The organism is Sphingobacterium siyangense (assembly GCF_023277505.1).
In the GTDB taxonomy this organism is placed as follows: domain Bacteria; phylum Bacteroidota; class Bacteroidia; order Sphingobacteriales; family Sphingobacteriaceae; genus Sphingobacterium; species Sphingobacterium siyangense.
Genome location: NZ_CP080574.1, coordinates 2208071 through 2233614, shown reverse-complemented (window position 1 = coordinate 2233614; position 25544 = coordinate 2208071). Strand labels below are relative to the sequence as shown.

At 40.3% G+C, this 25544-nt stretch carries 18 protein-coding genes; 4 read left to right on the top strand and 14 right to left on the bottom strand.

All coding sequences use genetic code 11. From position 1 onward, the window contains the following. Positions 1 to 6: 6 nt before the first annotated feature. The 7 genes from K2F45_RS09065 to K2F45_RS09035 all read right to left on the bottom strand — a co-directional run bounded on the left by K2F45_RS09065 (position 7) and on the right by K2F45_RS09035 (position 10534). Entirely contained in the window at positions 7 to 1464 is a 1458-nt protein-coding gene (locus K2F45_RS09065; protein ID WP_248933349.1) for an aldehyde dehydrogenase (NADP(+)), read from the bottom strand. 168 nt (positions 1465 to 1632) lie between these two features. Further along, positions 1633 to 2532: a dihydrodipicolinate synthase family protein gene (locus tag K2F45_RS09060; RefSeq protein WP_153848567.1), complete on the bottom strand. Its 900-nt coding sequence runs from the start codon at positions 2530 to 2532 to the stop codon at positions 1633 to 1635. 407 nt (positions 2533 to 2939) lie between these two features. After that, positions 2940 to 6035, bottom strand: coding sequence for an efflux RND transporter permease subunit (locus K2F45_RS09055; RefSeq protein ID WP_248933348.1), 3096 nt, complete (start codon positions 6033 to 6035; stop codon positions 2940 to 2942). A gap of 1 nt (position 6036) precedes the next feature. Continuing rightward, positions 6037 to 7143, bottom strand: a complete 1107-nt coding sequence (locus K2F45_RS09050; protein WP_075991853.1) for an efflux RND transporter periplasmic adaptor subunit — start codon at positions 7141 to 7143, stop codon at positions 6037 to 6039. After that, entirely contained in the window at positions 7140 to 8414 is a 1275-nt protein-coding gene (locus tag K2F45_RS09045; protein WP_248933347.1) for a TolC family protein, read from the bottom strand. Before K2F45_RS09045 ends, K2F45_RS09050 begins: the two co-directional genes overlap by 4 nt. A 90-nt stretch (positions 8415 to 8504) precedes the next feature. Beyond that, a complete protein-coding gene (locus tag K2F45_RS09040) occupies positions 8505 to 9851 on the bottom strand; it encodes a sensor histidine kinase (RefSeq protein ID WP_075991852.1) in 1347 nt (448 codons plus the stop codon). 2 nt (positions 9852 to 9853) lie between these two features. After that, positions 9854 to 10534 (bottom strand): response regulator transcription factor, encoded by a 681-nt coding sequence (locus K2F45_RS09035; protein WP_075991851.1) that lies wholly within the window; start codon positions 10532 to 10534, stop codon positions 9854 to 9856. A gap of 233 nt (positions 10535 to 10767) precedes the next feature. Here K2F45_RS09035 and K2F45_RS09030 point away from each other — a divergent pair, with 233 nt between their 5' ends. Next, complete coding sequence (locus K2F45_RS09030) at positions 10768 to 11157, top strand: helix-turn-helix domain-containing protein (protein ID WP_248933346.1); 390 nt, start codon at positions 10768 to 10770, stop codon at positions 11155 to 11157. A 50-nt stretch (positions 11158 to 11207) separates the two neighbouring features. Next, positions 11208 to 11963 (top strand): SDR family oxidoreductase, encoded by a 756-nt coding sequence (locus K2F45_RS09025; protein WP_248933345.1) that lies wholly within the window; start codon positions 11208 to 11210, stop codon positions 11961 to 11963. A gap of 97 nt (positions 11964 to 12060) precedes the next feature. Here K2F45_RS09025 and K2F45_RS09020 read toward each other — a convergent pair whose 3' ends face one another. Further along, the gene (locus K2F45_RS09020) at positions 12061 to 12591 is read right to left on the bottom strand and encodes an NAD(P)H-dependent oxidoreductase (protein ID WP_248933344.1); all 531 of its coding nucleotides are present in this window, start codon (positions 12589 to 12591) and stop codon (positions 12061 to 12063) included. A 154-nt stretch (positions 12592 to 12745) separates the two neighbouring features. Between K2F45_RS09020 and K2F45_RS09015 the strand changes: the two genes are divergently transcribed. Then, positions 12746 to 13108, top strand: coding sequence for a winged helix-turn-helix transcriptional regulator (locus tag K2F45_RS09015; RefSeq protein ID WP_075994710.1), 363 nt, complete (start codon positions 12746 to 12748; stop codon positions 13106 to 13108). Between the two features lie 29 nt (positions 13109 to 13137). Here the strand turns inward: K2F45_RS09015 and K2F45_RS09010 are convergent, their stop codons facing one another. From K2F45_RS09010 to K2F45_RS08985, 6 genes are all read right to left on the bottom strand, one after another. Next, positions 13138 to 13635 (bottom strand): DinB family protein, encoded by a 498-nt coding sequence (locus K2F45_RS09010; RefSeq protein ID WP_248933343.1) that lies wholly within the window; start codon positions 13633 to 13635, stop codon positions 13138 to 13140. Between the two features lie 376 nt (positions 13636 to 14011). Next, positions 14012 to 15694 carry a glycoside hydrolase family 32 protein gene (locus K2F45_RS09005; protein WP_248933342.1) on the bottom strand — a complete coding sequence of 561 codons (1683 nt, stop codon included), beginning with the start codon at positions 15692 to 15694 and terminating at the stop codon, positions 14012 to 14014. Positions 15695 to 15941: 247 nt separating this feature from the next. Continuing rightward, positions 15942 to 17357, bottom strand: coding sequence for a Gfo/Idh/MocA family protein (locus tag K2F45_RS09000; RefSeq protein ID WP_075991845.1), 1416 nt, complete (start codon positions 17355 to 17357; stop codon positions 15942 to 15944). Between the two features lie 11 nt (positions 17358 to 17368). After that, the gene (locus K2F45_RS08995; RefSeq protein ID WP_248933341.1) at positions 17369 to 18760 is read right to left on the bottom strand and encodes a 3-keto-disaccharide hydrolase; all 1392 of its coding nucleotides are present in this window, start codon (positions 18758 to 18760) and stop codon (positions 17369 to 17371) included. 248 nt (positions 18761 to 19008) lie between these two features. Beyond that, on the bottom strand, positions 19009 to 20886 hold the full coding sequence (locus tag K2F45_RS08990) for a RagB/SusD family nutrient uptake outer membrane protein (RefSeq protein WP_248933340.1): 1878 nt from the start codon (positions 20884 to 20886) through the stop codon (positions 19009 to 19011). 10 nt (positions 20887 to 20896) lie between these two features. Beyond that, positions 20897 to 24064, bottom strand: coding sequence for a SusC/RagA family TonB-linked outer membrane protein (locus K2F45_RS08985; protein WP_075991842.1), 3168 nt, complete (start codon positions 24062 to 24064; stop codon positions 20897 to 20899). Positions 24065 to 25051: 987 nt separating this feature from the next. On the opposite strand from K2F45_RS08985, the gene K2F45_RS08980 reads away from it, so the two are divergent. Next, positions 25052 to 25537, top strand: coding sequence for a hypothetical protein (locus K2F45_RS08980; RefSeq protein ID WP_075991841.1), 486 nt, complete (start codon positions 25052 to 25054; stop codon positions 25535 to 25537). Positions 25538 to 25544 lie beyond the last annotated feature (7 nt).

The window sequence follows — 25544 nt, the reverse complement described above, 5'->3', positions numbered from 1 at the left end:
TTTCTATCATGCTTTAGTCCATTGCTGGTTGACCAAACGGTCAATTTGTAGTGGGTTTCCGTCCTGCAGTTCTTTAGGCAAAAATTCATTTGGCCAATTTTGAAAACTAATGGGGCGAATAAAACGCTTTACTGCGTCGGGCCCTACAGAAGTGAAACGCGCATCTGTGGTTGCCGGATAAGGTCCGCCATGCTGCATAGCATACTGTACTTCAACCCCTGTTGGCATACCCTGAAACAAAAGCCTTCCGCATTTGTCCTGTGCAATTGAAAAGAGTGCCTGGCATTCGCGGATATCCTGCGCCGATGCCGCAAAAGTGATGGTTATCTGTCCTTCGAGCTGCTCCATTACATTTTTCATTTCATTGAGGTCCGCACAAGATATAATTAGCCCAAAAGGTCCAAAAACCTCTTCCAATAACTTAGGATTAGCCAAAACCTGGCTTGCTTCCGCCTCAGCAAGCAGGGCCTGCGCAAAATCTTGCCCTGTATTATCCTGCCCTTCTTCCAATATACTGACACCATCGTATTGTACCATTTCCCCTTTTAAACGGTTATAGCTCTCCAATATTCCTGCGTGCAGCATTTTGCCGGTAGCCGCAGCTTGAAGTTCCTTCTTCAACGCCGCTTTAAGTAGATCCAGCTGTTCGCCGCCGATACTTACTAAAACACCTGGATTGGTACAAAATTGACCAACACCTAAAAGCAATGAGGCAATATACTGCTTAGCAAAAGGTTCCAGATTGCTAGCTAGGTAGTCCGGTAAAAGAAAAACCGGATTTACGCTCCCCATTTCGGCAAATACAGGAATAGGATCAGGTCTTGACTGGCCCAGGTCAAATAAAGCTTTCCCACCACGGAAAGAACCTGTAAATGCGACTGCTTTTACGAATCTGTGGCGGACCAATTGTTGTCCAGCAGCAAATGAATCCGACAGCACATGATTAAAAACCCCAGTTGGAGCTCCTTGTTTTGAAATCGCCCGATCAATAGCGTCAGCCATTAATTGCGAGGTTTTAAGATGAGCGGGATGCGCTTTTACGATAACTGAACAGCCCGCACCAATGGCACTGGCTGTATCTCCGCCTGCTGTTGAAAAAGCAAAAGGGAAATTACTTGCGCCAAAAACCACAACAGGACCAAGCCCTTTATTATACTTCCGTAAATCAAATTGACCATTTGGGTCTCGATCAATGCGTGCTTCACTGTATAAACCAGTTCGCACAGCATCGGCATATCGACGCCACTGATTGACCGTTCTCGCTTTTTCACCTTGCAGTCTTCCCAAAGGAAGGGCCGTTTCCAGATGGGCCGTTTCAATCAGGACGTCTCCCAATGCCTCAATTTCAGCGGCAATGGCATACATCAATTCCGCCCTGTCAATTACATCAGTTTTTTGAAGAAACTGAAACCCAGCCTCCGCCTGTTTTACGACGTAATCAATCTCATTTTCGTTTCTATCCATTCCTTTTGTTTTTTTGTAAGTATCTATCTTCAAAAATCAATAAAAACCTTCCCGATATCTTCATTCCTTGCGGCTTTACATATAATAAGAAGGTCCTTTTCGCCTATTTTTACCCGGTCCTAAAAAGGAAATTTTCTGAACTTTCGTCCAGAAAGTTCAGAAAATTTCCTATAATTGTGGTCTAGTTGCGATTGAATCTGCAATAATTTTTTTAACGCGTTGTTCTTCCTCGCCGATCAATGGCAATCTGGGAGCGCGTGTATAAGGTGTTGAAATTCCTTCGGCTGTCGCTGCCAATTTAATATATTGGACCAACTTAGGATGAATATCCAATTCCAATAAAGGCATAAACCAACGGTATATTTCTACAGCTTTGCTGTAATCACCAGCCTTTACAAGATCGTACATGGCCACAGTTTCTCTTGGAAATGCGTCGACCAGTCCAGCAACTAAACCATCAGCTCCTAACATCAAAGACTCGAGTCCTAAGGTATCTACGCCAGCCATAATCTTTAATCGATCACCAAAACGATTTTTCAAACGCGTGATATTTGTTAAATCTCGTGTAGACTCTTTCACTGCCTGTATATTTGGTTCCAATAAGAGTTCCTCAAACATATCTAGCGACACATAAGTACTATAGTCAACAGGGTTGTTATAGATTAAGATTGGCAATTTGGTGCTTTGTGCAACAGCACGAAAATAAGCGACGGCTTCTCTATCATCAGCTCTATAGCGCATCGGTGGCAATAACATCAAACCGTCTGCGCCCAATTCTTCACTCGTTTGAGCCACTTTGATCGCTGCAGCAGTTGTATTTTCTGCAATATTCAACAACACCGGTACACGCCCAGCGACAACCTTCAACGCATATGTCAATAAATCATACTTTTCTTCCGTACTCAAAACACTTGCTTCACCCAATGATCCAGCGATAATCAAACCGTGAACACCTCCATCCAATTGTGCTTCAATGTTTTTACCAAACATATCAAAATCCAAATTTCCATTTTCATCAAATGGTGATAACATTGCAGGATAAATTCCTTCCCATTTAAATTGTGCCATAGCGTATTATTTTAATATTTCTTTATCACAAATCTATTTGGAATAGCGAGGTCAATCTTCTTATGAATTAATCAACACTGACCTAATATTGACCTTTTCTAGTAAATACAACTCATGAAGAAGCGGAAGAATGGCTTTCTAATTTTAAATACAGATTTATAACTTATTTCAGCAAAACTTCAGATTAGTGCCTTTAAAGTTGAAATTTGACTTCAGTAACTTAAATGTAAGTTCAACATTTATAACAAGATTTACAAAAAATAGCATGTAAAAGATATATATACATGTTTATCGGCGTAAAATTTTGACAGCTATTATGGAATGTATAGCTGCAGATTAGAAATAACAAAGGCTGCACTGTCTGACAGGCAACCTTTGTATCGTATATAATAATTAAAAATGGGTAACTAATCGCGGTTCTCCTTTTTATAAGAGAAGTAAAAAACAATTGGCAGTACGGAAAACGATAGAATCATACAAATAATCAATCCGCCGACAATCATAATAGCCAAGGGTTTTTGGATTTCAGATCCCATTCCGTTTGAAAGTGCGGCCGGCAATAACCCCATTGCCCCCATTAACGCAATCATTAGGATGGGTCTGATCCGGCTTTTTACAGCTTCATAAATAGCGGGTTTCAAGCTCATTTTATTCAACAGATTTTCTTTCATTATCCCTATTAAAACAATGCCGTCAATCGTGGCTACACCAAAGAGAATAATAAATCCGATACCTGCCGAAATTCCAAATGTCGTCCCAGTAACCCACAGCGATACAAAACCGCCTATAAATGCAAATGCCAGTGTCAGCGAAGAAATCAACGTATCTTTGACGTTGCCAAAATTGGCATACAACAAGAGTAAAATCAAAATAAGAGAAATTGGCACAACATTCATCAGCTGTTTTGTAGCCCGTTCTTTACTTTCGAATTCTCCGGCCCACACGACCTTATAAGATTTGGGCAGTTTAATATCTTTTTCTATCTGTTTTTTTGCATCGGCAATTGTACTTCCCAAATCCCGCCCTTCAATGTTGAAGCCAACACCGATATAACGGGAATTGCCCTCTCTGTAAATAAATGCCGGACCGGTATGATAATCTATTGTTGCGATCTCCCGTAGTGGTACTTTTTGATCATTCATCGTGGGAATGATGATATTTCCGATCTTCTCAGGATTGTCACGATACGATTTTTGGAAGCGGAGACGTACATCAAAGATGCGCTCGTTTTCATAGAAATGTGTCACAGATTGCCCGCCAATAGTCATTTCGATCACAGATTGCACATCCTTGGTCGAAACACCATATTTGGCCATTTTCGAATCATGCAGCTGAATCCTTAGTTCAGGCAAACCGATATTTTTGAAAACATTGATGTCCGTAATACCGTTCACCTTTTTAAGTGATTCGGCAAACTTATTGGCTTTATTTTCTAAATCTTGTAAATTCTCACCAAAAATTTTGATGACCAGCGGACTTTTTACTCCGGCTACATACTCCTCTACATTATCCTGGATCGGCTGGCTAAAACCAAAATTTATTCCCGGAAAAGTCTGTAGACTATCCCGCATCTGACCAATCAATTTCTCTTTTGACAGTTTTCTTTTCCACTCACCTTCGGGCTTCAATTCAATATTGAATTCAATATTGAAAAAACCGGTTGGATCTGTACCATCATTGGGGCGGCCTGTTTGCGTCATGATAAAATCAATCTCGTCAAACTGCTTCATCAATTTTGCTTTCATGGTTTTGGTCAGCTTCACAGATTCTTCTAGGTTGACACTATTGGGTAAGGTTGCGCGGACATAAATTGCACCTTCATTCAGTTTCGGAAGAAACTCTGAGCCATAATGGCTAAACCGAAAAATACAGACGAGCAAAGCAGCAATAAAAATCGACAATGTCCATTTTGGATGGTCGAAAGCTTTCCTAAAACCTTTAAAAATGGCATTGCGGCTGACCTTAGTGATCTTATTCTCATCTTCTTTGATATTCTTTTTCAATAAGTATTTACACATCGCGGGCACATAGGTCAAACTCAGGATCAAGGACCCCAACAAGGCATAGCCGAGCGTAAAGGCCAATGGTGAGAACATCTTTCCTTCCACCTTTTGAAAAGAGAAAATCGGAGTCAATGCGACAATCAAGATCAATAGGGCAAAAAAGATATAGCCTGCTACAGAGCCGGCACTTTTCTTAATGATCCCTAGTTTGGAGATTTTATTAAAGCGTTCCGTCCCGAGCCGATGAGCCTCTTTTTCCAAAGAGACAAAAACAGTCTCCACGATGACCAGCGTTCCTTCGAGCAACAATCCAAAGTCCAATGCCCCCATGGAAATCAAATTTGCAGGGAGCCCCTGTATTTTCAAACAAATAATCGCAAATAGGAAGGCCAATGGGATCACCGATGCAACGATAAAGGTTGTCTTCCAGTTGTTTAAAAAGATAAAGACAATAATCGAAACCAGAAGAACCCCTTCTATCAGGTTTTTGGAAACCGTATGCACGGTATTATTTACCAGTTTTGTGCGATCAATAACGGGTTCAATCTTCACATTTGCAGGTAAAATACGTTCATTCAGCTCCGCTATTTTTTCTTTTAACTTTGTCACAACTGCAGATGGATTTTCTCCCCTGAGCATAATGACGATTCCCTGGACAAGATCATCTTCCTGGTTGAGTCCCACCTGTCCGAGTCGCGGTTTTGCGCCTAATTCTATTTCTGCAACATGCTTGACTAAAATCGGTGTATTGCCGACCACCTTGATCAAAATATTACCGATATCGTCAATCTTATCCAATAGGCCTACCCCACGTACAACATAAGCCTGATTTCCTTTTTGGATCACATCGCCCCCCACATTGATATTCGAACGCGAAACGGCTTCATAAACATCCAGTGGCGATAGGTTATAATTGGCCAATTCTGTTGGATTGATCTTTATTTCGTAGATCTTTTCCTCGCCCCCGAAACTGACGACATCCGCCACGCCGGGCACACCGACAAGCTCCCGTTCAATCACCCAATCCTGAATAGCGGAGACTTCCTTGATCGGAAGATTACTCTTGATAACATAACGAAAAATTTCTCCTGTCGCACCAGATGGTGGTTCGATGGAGCTTTCAGCACCTTCCGGTAAATCAATGGAGCGCATCTTATTACCCGCATATTGCTGCGCATAGAAATCCGCTACCCCATCCTCAAATTGAATCGTTACAACAGATAACCCAAACAAGGAGATGGAACGAACATCCGTTTTCTTTGGAATGGTATTCATTTCTTTGGTAACAGGCAGTGTAACGAACTTTTCTATTTCTTCAGCACTGCGCCCGGGCCACTGTGTGATAATCCTGACCCGTGTGTTGGTCACATCGGGGAAAGCCTCAATCGGTGTATGGAGGTAGGCATATATCCCGCCGAACAATAATGCCAGCGTAAAAAACAGGACGACCAAGGAATGTTTCAATGAGAATGAAACAATATTTTGTACAACTTTCTTCATCCTATCTATTTATCAGTTCATCAAATACGATCAGCTCATTCTCCGTCAGCACCTGATCTCCCTCGACTACACCAGATTTGACAAAAGCGTATGTTTCATTCTCAGCGACAATATCAACAGCTTTAACCGACAGGTCACAGTCATTTTTATAGCGTACAACGAAATTCTGATTGTTATGGAGGATAATGGCATCTTTCGGAATTGCCAGCATACGCTCTTCCTGTCCCGAAACGGCCTTTTCGACCAGCACATCCACGCTCATGCCTGGCTTCAATCTCAGGTCTTTATTCAACAACTTCACGCGCGCTTTGACCACACGTTCTTCCGGATCAAAGAAGTTGGCGACCTGATCAATATAACCGTCAAAAGTTTCACCTTTATAAGCCAGTGTAGTGATCTTGACAGGAGCCCCGTTTTTGACAAAAGGTAAATTATTTGCATAGATATTGACCGAAACCCATACCTCATTCAGCTTACTGACCGACAGCAAATCGGCGTCATCGCCAACAGTCATACCAGGACTCACCTTTTTATCTACGATATAGCCAGCTTTGGGCGCACGGATGTAAAACACACCATTTTCCGAGGAGCCATTCAGCAAACTCATGTTCGCTTTCACATGGCGGATTCCAATCTGCACGGCTTTCAATTCACTTTCCATCTCTTCCAGCTCCCGCTGGGAAGCCATACCATCTTTCAGCAGGCTACGCAGGTTAAGCAATTTACTCTCCGTCAACCGCTTGCTATTTTCAAGTTCCCGCAGTTCCTTTCCTAAATCATTGACCGAGGTACCTTTAAGCGATACCAGAATCTGTCCTTTTTCTACATAATCGCCCATCTTGACCGAAACAGACTGCACGATACCAGGTATAGGGCTCTTTAGCGCTGCAAGTTCATCCTGATCGTATTGAATGACCCCATTTAAAGCGATCTGTTCAAATACTGTTCGCTTCTGTATCGAATCAATTTTAATTTGGTTTTTAAAGTCGGCGCTAAGACAAAAGCCTTTAGCAGCTGGAATAGGCTGCTCTTCATTTTTCGCCGGCTGACAGCTCCACACTAAACAAATAGACAGCAGTGTCAATGGCGTTAAAAAATTACTTTTCATGAGAAAATATCCTTTCCGATCAAGTACATCAGTTCCTCCTTATACTGAAGATATTTCGCCCTGCGTTCCAATATTGATTCTTTGTTTTCCATATAATTATTGATAAAATCTATAAATTCAACGATGGTCAGTCTCCGTTGTTGGAAATTGCGCACATAGCGTTCTAGCGCTACGTCCAATTTACCATCAAAGCCGATATCCGTTGTCTTCAAACTCGTTTCAAGGTTGCTAAGCCGCTCCGAAAGGAAGTCGATCTCCCGTTCGATGTCGATACGAAATTGCTCGATTTCCACTTTATTTTTCTCAAGTTCCAGCTTAGCGATTTTGATATTCCCCTGGTTCCGGTTAAATAGAGGAAGATCCATAGCAACCCCCAGCCCTATAAAATCGCGCATGATATTTCCACCACGGTCGTAATTCATGGAGACCTGCAAATCTGGTATACGTTCGGCCTTTTCTATTTTCAGCTGAGCATCACTTTTCTTCAATTCGTTATGGATGATCTTATAGTCGCTGCGATTGTCGAGCGCCATCATTTTCCATTCTTGTTTTTTTCCCTGGAGAAAATGCAGAATGCCGATCGTATCTGATATAGTGAGTGCGGTCCCTTTGTCTCCGAGATAGCGCGCAACCTCATTCATTTTTGTAATTTTTTCCTGTTGGATTTCATTCAGTTTGTTACCAAATGCGATAGACTCGCTTTGAATCCTGAGGTAGTCCATCTCACTTACATTGCCTTCTTTCCACTGATTTTGGTATGATTTTGCCAACGTCTGAAAGATATCCACCTGACTATTGTATAACTTCTCCTTTTCCTGCAGAATCTGTAATTCGAGACATTGGCTCCGGAGATCATATTTTAGGTTCCGCAGCAATTCCTCAAATTGAAGCTGGGCATTTTCTTTTTCGAGAAGCTGCAATTGCACTCTCTTTTTTCGTTTGCCAGCCATTTCGATGGTCTGTTCCAGCTCGATCGCCACCTGCTGATACTTACCGTAATTTCCGATCAGCGCTGGAAAGGATTCGCTGGAAGGGTTTTTCCAAAGATTGACTTCGGAGATGGAAATCGTTGGATTGGGCCACAACTTTGCCTGAAGCACAGCAGCTTCGGCTTGCTGCATATGAAAACGCTGCGCCATTAAGGTCAGGTTATGGGTAAGGAATATCTGCTCGATCTCCGCCTTTCGCAAACGGTTTTCAACCGCCTCCTGCGAAAATAGCTTGCTATTCAGGCCAAGAAGTAAAAATAATGTAATACGTAGTTTTCTCACTTAATTTTGAATTTCCACAAAACTAAATGACAGGGATTACAGGCAACTTTAGGTTAAATTAAAGTTTGATTAGAAGGGATTAGAAAATGATTAGAACTGGGGGAATAATAGCGATACCGTTGTACCTAGATCATTTGAACGAATATCAAAGTCTACCCCTTGATCCTTAAATACAATCTGCGCAAAAGAGAGACCGATGCCGCTGCCCTTAACTTTACCAACATTTGATCCACGATAGAAAGTCTGTTTCACAGACTCCAGCTCGGCTTGTGGGATACCAATACCATGGTCTATGATTTGCAAAGACAGCCTGCCATTTACACCTGTCATTCGGACAAGAACTTCCTGCCCATTTGCATATTTAAGTGCATTTTCGATTAAATTGGAAATAGACAGACTGACGAGCATCTTATTGCCCCGAAAATTAAAGTATCGCGGTTCATCGACCTGTATATCGACTTTCAAGGGCACGGCAAATGATCTCGAAAACTTAGGTACAAGATCCCATACGATCTCGTCTATGCGAAAGGTTTCCAGTGAACGTTTCAGGGCCTGATCTTCGGTCAGCAATAGAAAATTACCAATAAGCTGATTCAGAAAATTCACATGCTCAGTAATGGTTTCGGCCAATTCATGATATTCTTCTTCACTTCTGACCTTTGTACCGAAGACCTCCATTGAGCCCAGGATTCCCGCCAAAGGTGTTCGAAACTCGTGTGAAACATAGCTGACAAAGTTCTTTCTAATAATCATATTTTCGCTGATCCGACGTAGGAGCGCATTATAACTTTCAATAAGATCTTGTAGTTCGTCCTTCGTTTTTATAGTCGTCAGGGGCTCCTGAATCGTGCTTAAATCCTTATGCTGAATTTCTTGGATCACTTTACGAATGGGGAGATAAGCATATTTACTCAGCCAAACGGACAGCAAGGCAATACTGATCAATGCAACGAGAAAAACAAAGACAAGCGTAATGAGCAAACGATTCAACTGATGATCAAAATCTGCGCTCGACTCTTTGACAAACACAAAAAAATCGCCCTGATTGTCTGGATAATACAAACCAAAATAAAAGCTATCTTCTGTTTTAAAATAAATCGTTTTGTCTGATTTCAGCTGGCTCAGCAAATCCTTATTAATTTGACTATCAAAACGCATACCGCCATAACTTACTTTTCCTTCGGCGTTATAAACTGCTACCATGGCACGTTTAACCAGGCTTTCATATTGATTTTTAGATTCCAAATGCTTTAGTGGGCTCTGCTCATCTGCCTCGAGGTAATATATACCAGCTATTTTCGCATTTTTTTCGAGGGAACTGATCAGATGTCGTTCCGAGGAATTATAAAATATCCAGTAGATGACTAGCGTTGCAAGCCCAAAAATAATGGTGAATACCAGCGTAGAAAAGAGTGTAAGCCGAATTTTTAAATTCATTGTCAGTCCGTTGTAAGCATATAACCGACTCCTTTCACCGTTTTGATAATGGAAGTATCGCTCCCTTCATCAACCTTGCCTCTTAGATAAGAAACGTACACATCGACGACATTGGTGCTGTTATCAAAATCGATTCCCCAAACGGCCTGCAAGATTGCAGTCCGTGAAAGCGTCTTATTTCGATTTTCGATCAGATACTTAAATAGTTTAAATTCTTTAGGAGAGAGATCGACATTTTTACCATTCTTATGAACTTCATAACGTTCAAGATCCACTTTTAAATCACGAATTTCTACGCTACTGTCCTTTGGCACGTTTTTATAATTGTCCCGGCGTACCAGGGCTTTGATACGACTCACCAATTCCTTAAAGGAAAACGGCTTGACGAGATAGTCATCGGCACCACTTTCCAAGGCCTCGACCTTATCTTCAATCTCCCCTAAGGCGCTCAAAATCAATATCGGAATATGATTTTTTCGATACCTGACCATCTTCGTAAACTGGATACCATCAATTCCGGGCAACATGATATCAAGTACAATAATATCCAAAGAATCTGCATTGATCCATTCACGTGCAGATTCCGCAGATTCAACTAAAATGACCTGATGCCCCATTTCTTCCAGACCTTTCACCACAAAGCTGCTAATCCGGCGATCGTCCTCTACTAAAAGTATCTGCATATTATACGCTGTTTATTTTTATGCGGGATTATAAAAATTGCGAATTCCTCCCGGAATTCTACAAGTATACGAATTTACAATTTAATCGTCCGGTAATCCACAGCCCCCTTCTCCATAAATCCTCTAAGCTAATTTTTAGACATACATCCAATCAACACGAATCTATTTTGGATAAACTATTTCGTATAGTCCAAATTGGTTATATTTAACCTAACAACTCGAAAAAGATTAAGATGAATACAGTATTGCCTCCCAATAAGAAAAGACGTGAAGAAATTACGATACAATATTTTGAGTTACTGGATCGTCATCTGGCGGAATTGATCAGCGGAGTCAGTATAGAAATGCTGGAGCTTCAGGACATCGCAAACATACTTTGTATCTCACAAAAGCATCTCATCAAGATAATACAGGAAACGTCAGGGAATCACCCTTGTCATTTTTATGTACAAAAAATATTGACCTGCACCAAGAGCCTACTCGCTAATAACGAGTTAACCATATCGGAGATCGCACAAAGGCTGACCTATGACCCTTCCAACTTCACCAAATTTTTCAAAAAATATGAGGGCATGTCCCCTTCACAATTTCGTCAATTGCAAAAAGCGAAAAGTTCACCATAACGGAGCCCTTAACATTTGTGAAATTTGCTATAATCAAAATTTAAATTATTATGGCAAGAAATGATGTAAAAGGAAAAATTATCCTCATTGCAGGAGGTGCAAAAAATCTTGGTGGATTATTAAGTCGGGATTTTGCAGCTAAAGGGGCAAAACTGGTGATCCATTACAACAGTGAGAACACCAAAGCAGACGCTGATCAAACACTGGAAGCGGTAAAATCCGCAGGTGCAGAAGCAATATTAGTCCAAGCTGACCTGACCAAAATTGAACATATCACGAAACTTTTTGATGTTGCTATTGAACAGTTTGGTGGTGTAGATATTGCAATAAATACCGTTGGTAAAGTCTTGAAAAAGCCAATTGTGGATACCACAGTCGAAGAATATGACAGCATGAGCGATATCAATTCAAAAGTTGCCTATTTTTTTATTCGGGAAGCGGGTAAAAAACTGAATGCAAATGGCAAAATCTGTACTATTGTAACCTCATTATTGGCAGCCTATACAGGATTATACTCTACTTATGAAGGACTGAAGGCTCCAGTAGAGCATTTTACCAGAGCTGCATCAAAAGAATTTGGTGAACGAGGAATCTCGGTTACAGCTGTGGCCCCGGGGCCAATGGATACGCCTTTTTTCTACGGACAGGAAAGCGAGGATGCTGTTGCCTACCACAAATCTGCATCAGCATTGGGCGGACTAACAGACATAAAAGACATTGCCCCCTTGGTGGAGTTTTTGGTCACCGATGGCTGGTGGATAACGGGGCAGACAATATTTGCCAATGGTGGTTATACAACACGCTAGAACAAAAAGAGAAAGCATCCTGAAAAGGATGCTTTCTAGGTAAACATCTTTTTGAAGGATTCGCCAATAACGATAATTTTGCCTTCATATTTATGGACTAAAACTGCTCCAAAAAACTGAGATACTGCGAAACACTTTGCGCTATCCATTCTTTGGATGACTCTTTTTCTATTCCGTAAAAGACGAAAGGCTTTTGATAATTCGCTTTAACATAGTCAAAAGTAATTTCAAACGGACTTGTTAATTGCTCTATGCTATATTTATACTTACCCGTAACCCCATACTCCTGCTCGTCAATCCCAGCCGAAATCGCTAATGCGATTTTCTTTCCTTCCAGTTTATACCCACTTTTTTTACCGTAAGCCCACCCGTAGGTAAGCACCTCATCCAACCACTGCTTAAAAAAAGGCGGACAGTTAAACCAATAAAAGGGGAATTGAAATACAATTTTATCATATTTCTCCATCATCTGCTGTTCTGCCACGACATCAATTTTACCATCCACATAGACTTGGTGCAACTGATGGATATCATAACGATCGGATTGGTTTTCCAATGCCTCAACCCAACTTTTATTCACGAGGGAGGTGGCAAAATTAGGGTGAATAACGACTATTAATGTTTTCATATTTTTATTTATGTATCTATGCACAAGTCACCAGGTCTAGCCAATTCATTGCGGCAATTTTAATAAACGACATGACTGTGATTTAAAAGTAGCGACATAATTCTTATTTTGCCCTATCCGTAACCCAATGTTAGGTACTATAAAAAATGTGCGTATGACTAAAATCAAGACGAGTTCCACTAACTTTTCAAATAAAAAGCAACTTGAGCGTAATTGCCCCGAAGTCTTTGCCGCTAATGTGATTGGCGGTCAATGGGCGCTAGCCATTTGTTGTTATCTCATCAATGGCGCGCTACGTTATTCTGAAATCAAAAAATGTTTACCTGGTATCACTGAGCGTATGCTCACCCTACAATTGCGAAAGCTGGAAGAGGATAACATTATAAAACGTACTGTATATGCAGAGGTACCGGCACGTGTACTCTATGAGCTGACTGCGCTGGGTTATGAACTCAAACCAATTATTCAAGAACTTGGGAAATGGGGAGAAAAGTTACAACAAGTTCAAAAATCATAACGTCTAGCGGACAAAAATATAGTTTGTTTTTAATTGATACATCGTGCCGTTACCAGTAATTGGCCAACATGGCGCTGTGCATGCTCAGCAGCGTGGAACAACAAACCAATCAAGGTCGTAGGGATCCGTTTTCTACCCAAAAAACGCACTTCCGTCAAGGTTTCCGGATCAATTAACGCTAGTTTTTGCACGGATTGCTGAATCTGTCGGTGTAAGTTTTCTACAAGCGCTGTTACGCTCACATCGCTATTTTCTATACCTTCCTTATAGAGGTCGTCAAATTGCTCATCCGACAAGGGTTTATTTTCGGCATAAGTAAACATGCGATCGATCACCCCACGAATATGTTGCAGGTGAAAACCTATACTGGCATTGCCCCCCGGTTTTGTCCAGAGATGCGCTGAGGACAGCTGCTTAGTATACTTTAAAATATCCTCATCAACTTGCAAGAGTGCATGAGCAACAGGTTGGAGAAGAGCGGGAATCCCTTCAATAGGTCCACGCATCCATACTTCTAAATTTTCCATGTTTCTAAAATAGCTAATTGTCTACAACTGATGCTTTTTAAAGTCCACGAAGCCAAAGCGTGCAAAAAGAATACAGCGAACAGTCCGTTTTCGTTAAAAAATACAGTTTACTCCTATAAAAATAGGTACTTCCAATAGCTTGTTTAAAGAAGATTAAATTATTTTTTAAAATAAATTTGCATAGTGTAGGAAATACACTTATCTTTGTATCATCATAATTTAGGTTTATAATTGGTTATTTAAGGTTTTCATTCTCCCCGTTTGAAAACCTTTTTTTTTATAAATGAACAAAAAAATATAGTCTTCCAGCACAATTTTTATCATCCTAACGAATTAACAAAAACAGTCTCTCCATTATCGCTATATCATAAAAGTCTTATTTAAACCATATACTGTCAAGCGCATAGAGGTCAGCAGATTCCAATACGGCTTCACCATTAAAAGTGACGAGTTCATAAGTTAAATTATTCCGATCAAAATTATAATTTATGGGCATATAAACTTCGCCATTTTGTGCGAAAAGCTCGAGTCCTGTCCGATCGACAAGCAACTTCAATGCGAGTTTTTTATTTCGCAGCGGTACCTGGGCCCTTACATTATCAACAAGGAGCTCTTCGGTCGAAACGTTATAATTAATTGCCAAGCCCCTCACATTGATCTGAATATTTTTGGCTTGTTGTGGATCGATGACCAAATCCAATTCAGCAATTTCAGCGTTGAACTGCTGAAACAAACTTGAATCGTTCGAACTAATTTTCTTTCGGCTGATGCTGAGTTTTTCTTTTCTTAATTTTTGCAATTCTGTCACCGGCTCCCGAAAAAGGCGAATACCCTTTTCCGTACTTTTCAAATTGAGTTCCATTGGAATACTCATGGATTGATTAAAAGCGGAGTTCCCTTGATTTGTATGTGTGCGCCACCAGCCGATTTCAATACGTCGCTTCTTCGGTTCATTGCTAAAAGTTTGCGCGGCATAATAATCACGACCATATTGACTAAACAGGCGCTCGATTTCAGGATGAAAAGATTTTCCATCAAACTCTCCGATCGCATATTGGCTATTAGCCCCCGTCAAAACCCATTTTTTATTGTTCGGGTTACCGTCTACCGCTAATTCAAAGAATTCGGGACACTCAAATAAATAACGGTCATTACCCCGCCCGCCTTTTATTTTGCTCGCAAATGTCCACATTTTCAAATCCTTTGAGGTAAAAATCTGCATCGTGTGTTGTTCCTGGTCCTCTTCAACATAAAGTACAAGTACCCATTGCTTTGAGGGGGCATGCCAAATTACCTTCGGATCTCGGTTTCCTGCTGTTATTTTATCCAAAATATGGTTTGGCATTTTCTCAAATTTCTGACCGTCCAGACTATATGCCAAACCCTGCCCCCATGATTTTTCCGCAGCCGTATAAAACAGGATCATAGGGCTTGTTACACCATTTTTTCCAAAACCAGCGGTATTGTTACTATCCACGACAGCTCCACCGCTAAACATGACGCCAGATTCGTCTGGATATAAAGCCTCTCCCAATTCCTTCCAATGTAACAGATCGGAGGACACGGCATGCCCCCAATGCATATTGCCCCAATTGGTTCCATAGGGATTATGTTGAAAAAATAAGTGATATTGTCCATTAAAAAAGACCAGACCATTCGGATCGTTCAACCAACCTCTCTTGGCCGAAAAATGAAATTGTCCCCTCCGGTCTTCAGCATAGACCTTATCGTTATCATCGGTATCACTCTGTGCAATAGGATTAAACAAAGGAATTTCTTTGTCTGATGTATTTGCCACCACCTTAAGCTGCTGTCCCTTCCACTTCCCCATATCAAGATAGGCTATCCAATCATAGGTACTATCAGCCAGTTCGGCATCAAACCACCTTACTTTATCATTTCCCAGCCATACCTCCACATGACGTTTGGGAGCACCATTTTTAATTGGAATTTTAAGATACCGATGGGTTGCCTGAAAAGATTGGGTTGATGAATTTTGACCATTGGCATTAAGGATCAATGCTACGATGCCTATAAAGAGCAGGGATACTTTATACATGACGTTAAGGTTTAAAAAATTGAATTGCTGCATCACAAATATACCTAAGGGAAGAGAATTACACTCTACTAGGGCTGATCAAAATAGCGCTGATTTGTCTCAATTTGTTTGGGATTATCATGCTCTTTCCAACTCTTTTATATAATGAGCAAGCAAATCGTATATTTCAGGAAAGACTTTTCATTTCAAAAACAAAAAGGGCAATGTTCACATTGCCCTTTACTTTCTATGCCCAGTTACTGGTGCATTACATCTTATAATACTGCTCCCAGCCTCTCGCAGGTGGAGGTCCAGCTAAGAGTGCATTGGCAAACTTATCATTAGTCACTTCTTTTGTCTGTGTATTCAAGATCAATTTACTGTTTAAGCGTTGTGCAATTACACCCAAACAAAATACTTGGCTCAGAGGACCTGCAATTTCAAAAGCCGAGCGGGTCTTTTCTTCACCTTTACAACCTTTTAAGAAATTAGCAAAGTGATTTGACGGTGATTGTGGCACTTCCGGTAACCGAGACTCCATTTCCTTGGCTTTCGCTGCTGGAATAATCTGCAAGGTACTAGCATGAGAACCACCTTTAAATATCAAATCCTTGCTATAGATAATTTTCCCAGGATTTAATTTGGCGGGTTCCAATTTCCCTGTACTTGGTGCAGGAATATTAGGATCCAGTCCGGATACACCGTAGCCTTCCGGTATAGGTGGCAAATTATCCAGTCCATCATACCAATTGATATCTACTGCTGGCATCTTTTTCCTTTTTGGAAAATGAAATTTCAAGGTCGAAGACATGGGGAAAAAATAGGAATTATACCCATCGAGCTTCACAGCGGACACTTCTGTAGGCAGCCCCAAATCTAAAAATTCATGCGCTGTATCCAATATATGTGCACCCCAATCACCCAATGCCCCCATTCCAAAATCATACCAACAGCGCCATTGACCATTCACAAAATCCTTATTATAATTATGGCCTATGGTCTGCATTTGCCAAAGATCCCAATCTAATGTTTCGGGCACCATTTCAGCGGCAGGAAAACCCTTCATATTCACATCCCAGCCATGCCATCTACGCGGCATATTCATGTGCGCATCGATGCGCGTCACATCCTTAATAATACCGGCATCTTTCCAGGCTTTAAACTGAAAGTAATTTGCTTCGGAGTGCCCTTGATTTCCCATTTGGGTAGCAAGTTTAGGGTTTTTCCGAGCTTTATTTGCCATCAGTTCAACTTCAAGGAATGTTCTCGCCATTGGTTTTTCCACGTAAACATGTTTACCCAAGTCCAGTGCAAGCATTGTTATGGCAAAGTGTGAGAAATCGGGAGTTCCGACACTTACAGCATCGATCTGATTTCCCATTTTGTCAAACATCACTCTAAAATCCTTAAACTTAGGTGCATCAGGAAACAAGCCCAAAATTTCCTGTGTATGTTTCGCGCCAAGATCTACATCACATAGCGCGACAATATTACAGAGTCCTGTTTTATACAGCTCTTTAATGATTTCTGCGGCCCTATTTCCTAAGCCTACACAAGCTAAGTTGACACGCTCATTTGGTTTAGCCAAACTGACATTTCCCAATACACTATTGGATAGCATAACCGCTCCTGCAGCGATAACAGACTGTTTAACAAAGCTTCTGCGCGATAAATAATGATTCATAAGAGATAAGCTTAATTGGGTGTATTGATTTTTATACTGCGAAAAGAAACCCGATCACCATGATCCTGCAAAAGAATAAAGCCTTCCTTAGCTTCCCCAAAGTTCTCCCAATCTTTATATTTGCTGATCTGAACCAAATCTTTAAACGCTTTGGAGCCCCGCTCATAAGACAACATCTTAATTCCATTTAAATAATGTTCCACTTTGTTATCTGCTGTGACCACAACTCTACCTCTATTCCACTCACCGATGGGTCTGCGCGCACGCTCGTCACGATTGGATGTGATGAGATCGTAAAGCGATGCCAATGTACGATTTCCGTCTCGTCCCAATTTCGCATCAGGGTGTAAAGCATCATCCAGTACTTGATATTCCAAACCAATAGCGGATCCTTTTGATTTTTCTTTTAAAGTCACAAAATACTTAACACCACTATTTGCTCCCGGACTAAGCTTAAATTCAAATGAAAGATCAAACACAGCGTATTTATCTTTTGTGACGATATCACCACCATTGGTTGATTCTCCACCGTCGGATTTCAGAACAGTCATTTGTCCATCCTTAACTTCCCAGCCACGTTCCGGAAATTTATCGCCATGTATACTCCGCCAGCCCTTATTGGTTTTACCGTCAAACAAAAGCTTAACACCCTTCTTCTTTTCAGCATCAGTCAAGTCATTTGGCTTCAAGTTCACGATATAAAGGTCTTTTGGAAAACCTTTTGATTTGAGGTCGGTTGTTTTTATTTTAATATTCTTAAAGTACACTTTCTTTCCGTCCAGTTTAGGTGGAATACCATGCACCTGCAAGCCGATAAAACCAGACCTATCGATCGTATCAACGACATAAGCTACAGGAATATCATTGATCCAAGTACGCAGTTCATCACCAATGGCTTCAATTCGAATATGATTGAATTCCTCTACTTTATAGGCTTTTTTAGCATTTTCATTTAAATCGAGTGGATAAATCCATCCACGACGCGCCTCATCATAGATTCCACCCGTCCATGCACGTGAAGAGGGGTCTATTTCAACTTGCCTTCCATATACGCGTCCGCGCCCATCATTAGCCTTTGGATCAAGATGGCTCCGTGTCTGAATACCTGAGTTTGTTTCGTTGCCTTCAAGTTTAACATCCAGTTCCAATATGAAATCACCATATTCTTTTTCAGTGATCAAAAAAGAATTGGGCGTACCTTTTGTCATTCTGCCGACAATAGCATCACCTTCAATAGAATAGGGAGCTTTTCCTCCGACGGATTTCCAGCCATTCAGCGTTTTTCCATCAAAAAGGTTTGTCCAACCTTTCTCATTACTTTTATCTGTCTGGGCATACGATAATACAGCATTGCTAACGATCGCTGCCATCACAACAGATTTAAATAGTGTATTTCTTTTCATTGTAAAATTTGATCTTGAGTCTATCGACCCGGTTTATTTATTCATCATTGGTTTGTCAATCATAACAAGTTAGAGACCATACTAGCGAAAGCCAGGAGACGATACTACACTTCACTTTCAAGCCAACTCGGCCCCCATTTACTTATTGGCTATTGATTCAATTGACTTAATAAAACAAGATATTAATTAATATAAGTGAAATGAATCAAATGATGTGATTTATTTACGAAAACGTTTGAAAACACTTGTTACTTATCTTCAACCAATAACGGCGTTTTATTTTTCTCGGCTCCCGGATAACCTATATTTTGATTGATAACACCTTTGATATTTGTATTAATTGCATTGGCAGGCACAGGCCATAAGATATGGTGCACACTAATTTTATATTCGGCCCATTTATGTTTGACCCCTTTGTTATAGAAATTACTTTTTGCAACCACTCTATCGTACCAGAAATTAACTCCAGCTTGTTTAATATTCGCATTCGTTCCTCCTGGACCACTAATCTGTTTTAAATCATAAACACGGCCACCAAATATTTCACATGGTTTTCGGGTTTTTGCGTAAATATAGGCAATCCTTACAAGCTCAATATGCCTGTTTTCTTCATAATACAACTCACGTGCACGCTCATCTAATAGCTCACCGATATTGATTTCGCCTGCTGTCAGCTGTGACGCACCGGCGCGTTGACGGACTTCGTTAATGGCAATGGCAGCCTGACCAAGATCATTTTTCCAATAGTAACTTTCTGCCAACAATAAATAGACTTCCGCAGAACGATAAATATACCATGGAGTTTCCCCGCCCTCCCATTGTGTTTGCAATGGGTCCGGTACAAATAATTTATAATGCGGCCAAGAGAACCATAGACGAATTGAATCCTCAACACTCATCCCTGCCGGTTTAACCAGATTTTTTCCATACCAGGGATTGCCGGTCTTTTTTAAGTTGGGCTCATTATATTTCAAATCTTCCATCTTTCTCCAACTATCCCGATTAAAAATCCCCCGCAAATCATTATCTTCTTTCCCAGATCTCCAAATCTGATTTGTAAAATACCAAGTTGGACGCAATCGTCCTATACCACGACCATAGTTCTTATTTAAATCCAATGAAAGATCAGTTTCATCCGCTGCTAATGATAGGCCTGTCCCCGTTTTTCCGTCCGGTGTTTTTATACCGCCGTTGTTCCAGAAAGGAACGCCATTACGCATTGTTCTTATGCGTGCAGAGCCATCAACTCCAGGATAAGAAACTACATACATTAAACCTTCGGTATTGGCCCCATCTAATTTTGCCTCAACACTATGAAGATCAAACATCAGATTGGTATTTGGTTTACTTTTATTCACCGTAAATCTGCTTTTCATAAGTGGATGAATAGCGACAATTTCTTTTCCAATAGCGATTGCCCGATCAAAATCTGCCAAAGCCATGCATACCTTCATCAACAATATACCACAAGCAGATTTGGAGGTACGTCCACGATCTACTTTTTCGGGTACCCATTGGTAGGCAAATTCCAGATCTTTACGTAATTTTTCGAGAATGCTCCAACGATCGTAACTATAGAAATCATATTTTGGTTCATTTATCTCTTTGTCAATGAAGGGCACATCACCGAACTGGTGCACCAATTTAAAATAACGATAGGCACGTTGAAAATAAGCAGCTCCTAAAATCGCGTTTTTTTCATTTTGGTCTTTAAAAGTTCCTGCATCTATTCTTGAAATAATAAGATTGGCATATTTTACCCCCTTAAATCCCTCGTACCAATACCAACCGACTTTAGTTTTATCGTTGTGATTGAGGTCTGCATCGGGAAGCAGTGCAATATCCATATCCATTTGTGGACCAGCTTTATCTGTCGTACCTTCTACGGCTACTTCAGATTGAATAATCTCGGTCAAAATTGGTGCAGCATCGTCAAAAAATTCATGCCGCATATTTCTTTCACAGGCCGTTAAAGCGGAGTACATACCCTGCGCATCGGCTAGTGCAACATCAGGTTCATAGAAAGACAAAGGTTTCGGTTTAAGCCAATCCTTACTACAAGAAAATGTAAAAACAGCCATTGAACCAATACATAAACTAAATATTATATTTTTTTTCAATTTCATGATCTAAAAATTAAAGGGTAAGGTTTAAACTAAGATTATAGGTACGGGGAGCTGGGTCACCTACATCTGCCAATGCGTCACTTTTCCAGCTTCTTTCGGGGTCGCCAAATTTAAAATCTTTTGTCAAATAGGCTACATTTCTAACGGAAGCTGAAATACGAAGCTGCTGGATTCTTAACGATTGCAACAATGATTTCGGCAGATTATAGGAAAGCACCATATTGTCCAAACGCATAAAGGACATGTTGACATAGTTTGTACCATTATTTTTTGATCCAATACGCGCATAATCGTTGATCGGATTATCTGGCGTCCAGCGATCTAGCGCATAGTCCGTACTGCGATCCGCAAAATTACTATTGTTTGCTGCCTGGTTAAAGTCCCCATAATGCCCCCAATTGGAATAAATTAAAAATGAAAAACTCAGCTCTTTATAACGCAATTCATTTCGAAACGACCAGCGAAAACGCGGTGTTGTATACCCCTGAAATACACGATCGGCATCCGTTAAGACCCCATCTCCATTTTGATCTATATATTTAAAATCGCCAGGTTGGTTGCCGTATTTTGCTGCCATTTCCTCTTCCCCTAATTGCCAGATGCCATTTCGTTTGTAAGCCCATATCCGGTCGGGATCCTGTCCAATAAACCATCTATTTTTAACATCGTCCGCTTCCTTTTGGCCGACGATATTTCCCTCACTATCTTTTACGTCCACCATATCGCCATACAACTTCACGATTTTTCTCCGATTCAACATAAAGATCGCCGTAGCATTCCAACTAAAATCGCCCCTATTCATGATGTTACTATTCAAGGAAATATCAAAACCTTTATTTGAGAGCTCACCAAGATTGGCAGCAACACTGCTAAATCCGATAATTTCTGGCAATGCACGATCTACCAATAAATCCTGGGTTGTTGCCGTATAAAAATCCAGTGCACCACTCAGACGGCCATGGAAGATTGAAAAGTCCAAACCGGCATTATACGAACTTTTACTCTCCCATTTTAAGCCCAAATTGGCCATTCTATTCACATATAACTGAGATGAAAGATACAGGTTTCCACTCGCATCAATATAGGGATGTAACCCAGAGGTCATGTCGGAAAGAGCTTCGTAGCGCTCAATATCACGATTACCATTTCTTCCCCAAGAAAGCCGTAGCTTGCCATAATCCAACCAGGATTTGGTATTTTTCATAAAATCTTCTGCTGTAAAATCCCAGGCAAAAGCCAAGGCTGGAAAGGTTGCTCTTGGATTTTGAGCGCCAAAGGCTGAATACCCATCACGTCGCACAGAAGCTGTCAACATATAACGATCTTTAAAGGAATAAAACAAGCGAGCCATTAAGGCATCTCCGGTTTGATAGGTGTCTTCGCTTTCGTTCAATGGAATTGTACCGGCCTGTAATCGATGCCAACCAAGCACATCTGATGGTACAAATTGTGAAGTTTTGGCTTTAGTTTCCCAAGACTGCCCTTTCTCCGCATTTTGTAATAGGGTCACTTCAAAATTATGTACATCAAAACGTCGCTTCCAACGTAGCACGTTATCTAGCTGCCAATTATATACTTTTTTAAAAGTTCTTTCGCTACTTCCACCTCTCGCTTTCCATTCAGGATTTTTTGACGAATCATGATTATAATACTCCCGCCAACTGAAAGAAGGTGTAAAATTGGACTGTAATTCAATTCCAAAGGGCAAGGTAATTACACCATACAGACTCGAATTCAAAGTGTTATAATGATCCTTTCGATCCCTAAATTGATTATCAAAGAACGGGTTTACCGGAGTAACATCGCCTGTCGGCAGTCTTTGATAGATACTGGAAGGATCATCAAGATTATTTGATCCAAAGGGAGAAATCACCGCAGACTGTTTCCAATCGGATTTTAGAAAGCCCTCATTTCGAACTGCAAAGTTTGTATTCGCCCCGACTTTTAGATAGGATGTAATTTTAGTTTCGAGATTTAGTCGTGTTCTGAAATTTTTAAACCGACTTCCGACCACTACTCCCTCCCGGTCAACATGGTTTAAGGAAAAATAATAGTTAGCATTCTCACTACTATTCGATATTGCAACAGTATAATCCTGCTGGATCCCCTTTTGAAAAACCAAATCCTGCCAATCCGTAATCTTATTGTTCATGTAATTTTCAATTTCCGGAGTCTTTAGCTCCAATCGAGAAAGCCAAGACCTAATCAACTGATCCTCTGTTACATTTGTAACGGGGGTCTTTTGATCGTAATTATACCAGTCCAACTGATTGGTTCCACTGAGCAGTCTTGGGTCCACAAACATTTCGGGGTGCGCTTTAAGATAGTCGGCGGTTCTTCGGCCTACTTCAAAGTCATAGCGATATTTCAAAAACTCATCAGCGGTCATTACGCGTGGCATCCCTGCGCTTTCAACCATACCAAAATTTCCATTGAAAGTAATGCTCGGCTTCCCTTTTTTCCCTTTTTTTGTCGTTATTAAGATAACACCGTTGGCGGCCTTTGCACCGTACACAGCAGTAGCACTCGCATCTTTCAAAACATCAATAGACTGAATATCATTGGGATTAAGATCTGCAAATGTTCCATCGAATATAACGCCATCCACGACATTTAATGGGCTACTTCCCGCCTTTAATGTTCCTTTTCCCCTTACCTGTAGGCTAGCATCCCCTTTAGCAGAATTACCCTGGCCAATGATTAAGCCGGCGGCATTCCCCCTTAATAGATCCTGAACAGACCTGGGCGCTTCCTTTTCAAGCTTTTCGGTCTGCACCGAAACAATTGCGCCCGTCACATCCTTACGTTTGGCAGTTCCGTATCCAATAACGACGACTTCATCTAGATTCTCAGTAGATTCAGAAAGGGTGATCTCTATTTCCCTACCCACTTCTACGTCAAGTTCCTTGGACGAGTATCCCGTATGGGTAAAACTTAAAGTAACTTTAGCAGTACTTTGCTGCAATTTTAAACTAAAGCGACCGTAGCTATCTGTTAATGTACCCGTTGAAGTTCCCTTTACCAAAACGGTAACTTTCTCCAAAAAACGCCCATCATTTGTTTTGACGATACCCTTTAGTTCTTTTCCAGTTCCCTGTGAATAAACAATTCCTGTAGACAGCAATAGCATACACAAAAAAGAAAAACTAACGAAAATCAAACGATTAAATTTTCTCATAGATTAAGATTTATTGGTTATTAATAAATAAAACTATAAAAAGCCCAAAAACAAGGCCTTTTAGTCGTTAATATCAATTGGTTATTATTTAATTAACACAAAACAATAGTATTAATTAAGAAAATACAATCAAATCTTTTTAATCCATTTATTTACGAAAACGTTTGAATGACTATAAAAAACAAATCGCTGGATTCCGACAAGAGAAAGAGGACAGGTGCTACTTAAGTCCAAAAAAAACATTATACGAACAAAAAAAGCCCTCAACAGGCTTTTAAAGCAAATAAAATTTAAAAATAAATTGAGACAAAAGAGCATAGTTTTGACACAAAATGACATCTTTTTCAATTATAATTTCACTATCTTTTAAATTTAAATAAATTTAATTTAACGAAATAAATAACACACACTTAATTAGACACAAGACCGAAATGACCGAGAAGTTTTCCTTAGCAAGAAAAACAAAGATCGCATGCATTGTCTATGTCCAGTCAAATGAAAAAATACGACTTGGGAACAACAGCATATTTCTGATGAGTTTGTCAAAACAGGTTTTCATCATTCGGCGTCAGAAGCAATTGGTTTATTGCCCTTGTCCAACATCGCCCTGCCCCAACCGTGTAAACAAGGTGGCTCCACATTGAAATCAGCTAAAAAAGTAGACTTAACCTAGGCCCAGACTACTTGCAGGAGGAGCTTGGTAACACGTTGGTAATAAAGCGAGCTCGAGAATAGGATTATATGTTCAATTCGTATTATTTTAGAAAAGCAAATAAAAACAATCAGTAAAAAATTTGGAGAATACGAAAATTATATACAACTTTAAAGCACAAACACCTGCTCTAAACAGGCTACAAATTAACAAAGGAAATTTTTTATTTTAAAACGAGGATTTTATCTTAGAATCGCTCATAGATAAAAGTCTAAATTAGTTTTTTTGCAGAAAAACTTACTTTTACTTAATGTACAAACAGTAGCATACAAAATATGACAACCAACCCCATTAAGGTATATACAGTAGTTTCAAAAGAAGTAAAAGAAGATCCAGATTTATTCACCAATCTGGAAGGTGTCTTCTCAACATATGAAAAAGCACAGGAATATATTGATCACTTTTTTGGTAATGCTAAATATGGTTATCGATCTATTGTTACGACCTATTTAGACCCCTTTCAGGAAGAAATCCAAAATAACGATTCTTATTATAGCATTTCATCTCAATTAATGGGGCCGTATCTAGAAGTTGAAATCTGTAAAACTTCTTTTGCTGTTGTCCTCTCCGAAGTTGAACAATTGCGTATCGATCCTGCCACCTCAGAGAAACCTTTGGAATTAAACCTGCACTGTTTTGCTGCTTCTGAGAATAAGGCAATGGAAAAATTCGAAAAATTGGCACAAGACTATGCAAAAGAACACAAACTTGAATTTCAAATTAGCCCTTTTCGCATTGCAGATTCGGACCAATGCTACTAACCTTCAA

Excerpts from the sequence above, each read along its gene's own strand:
- K2F45_RS09065 (WP_248933349.1), bottom strand. The coding sequence starts at position 1,464 with ATGGATAGAAACGAAAATGAGATTGATTACGTCGTAAAACAGGCGGAG.
- K2F45_RS09060 (WP_153848567.1), bottom strand. The coding sequence starts at position 2,532 with ATGGCACAATTTAAATGGGAAGGAATTTATCCTGCAATGTTATCACCA.
- K2F45_RS09055 (WP_248933348.1), bottom strand. The coding sequence starts at position 6,035 with ATGAAGAAAGTTGTACAAAATATTGTTTCATTCTCATTGAAACATTCC.
- K2F45_RS09050 (WP_075991853.1), bottom strand. The coding sequence starts at position 7,143 with ATGAAAAGTAATTTTTTAACGCCATTGACACTGCTGTCTATTTGTTTA.
- K2F45_RS09040 (WP_075991852.1), bottom strand. The coding sequence starts at position 9,851 with ATGAATTTAAAAATTCGGCTTACACTCTTTTCTACGCTGGTATTCACC.
- K2F45_RS09035 (WP_075991851.1), bottom strand. The coding sequence starts at position 10,534 with ATGCAGATACTTTTAGTAGAGGACGATCGCCGGATTAGCAGCTTTGTG.
- K2F45_RS09030 (WP_248933346.1), top strand. The coding sequence starts at position 10,768 with ATGAATACAGTATTGCCTCCCAATAAGAAAAGACGTGAAGAAATTACG.
- K2F45_RS09025 (WP_248933345.1), top strand. The coding sequence starts at position 11,208 with ATGGCAAGAAATGATGTAAAAGGAAAAATTATCCTCATTGCAGGAGGT.
- K2F45_RS09020 (WP_248933344.1), bottom strand. The coding sequence starts at position 12,591 with ATGAAAACATTAATAGTCGTTATTCACCCTAATTTTGCCACCTCCCTC.
- K2F45_RS09015 (WP_075994710.1), top strand. The coding sequence starts at position 12,746 with ATGACTAAAATCAAGACGAGTTCCACTAACTTTTCAAATAAAAAGCAA.
- K2F45_RS09010 (WP_248933343.1), bottom strand. The coding sequence starts at position 13,635 with ATGGAAAATTTAGAAGTATGGATGCGTGGACCTATTGAAGGGATTCCC.
- K2F45_RS09005 (WP_248933342.1), bottom strand. The coding sequence starts at position 15,694 with ATGTATAAAGTATCCCTGCTCTTTATAGGCATCGTAGCATTGATCCTT.
- K2F45_RS09000 (WP_075991845.1), bottom strand. The coding sequence starts at position 17,357 with ATGAATCATTATTTATCGCGCAGAAGCTTTGTTAAACAGTCTGTTATC.
- K2F45_RS08995 (WP_248933341.1), bottom strand. The coding sequence starts at position 18,760 with ATGAAAAGAAATACACTATTTAAATCTGTTGTGATGGCAGCGATCGTT.
- K2F45_RS08990 (WP_248933340.1), bottom strand. The coding sequence starts at position 20,886 with ATGAAATTGAAAAAAAATATAATATTTAGTTTATGTATTGGTTCAATG.
- K2F45_RS08985 (WP_075991842.1), bottom strand. The coding sequence starts at position 24,064 with ATGAGAAAATTTAATCGTTTGATTTTCGTTAGTTTTTCTTTTTTGTGT.
- K2F45_RS08980 (WP_075991841.1), top strand. The coding sequence starts at position 25,052 with ATGACAACCAACCCCATTAAGGTATATACAGTAGTTTCAAAAGAAGTA.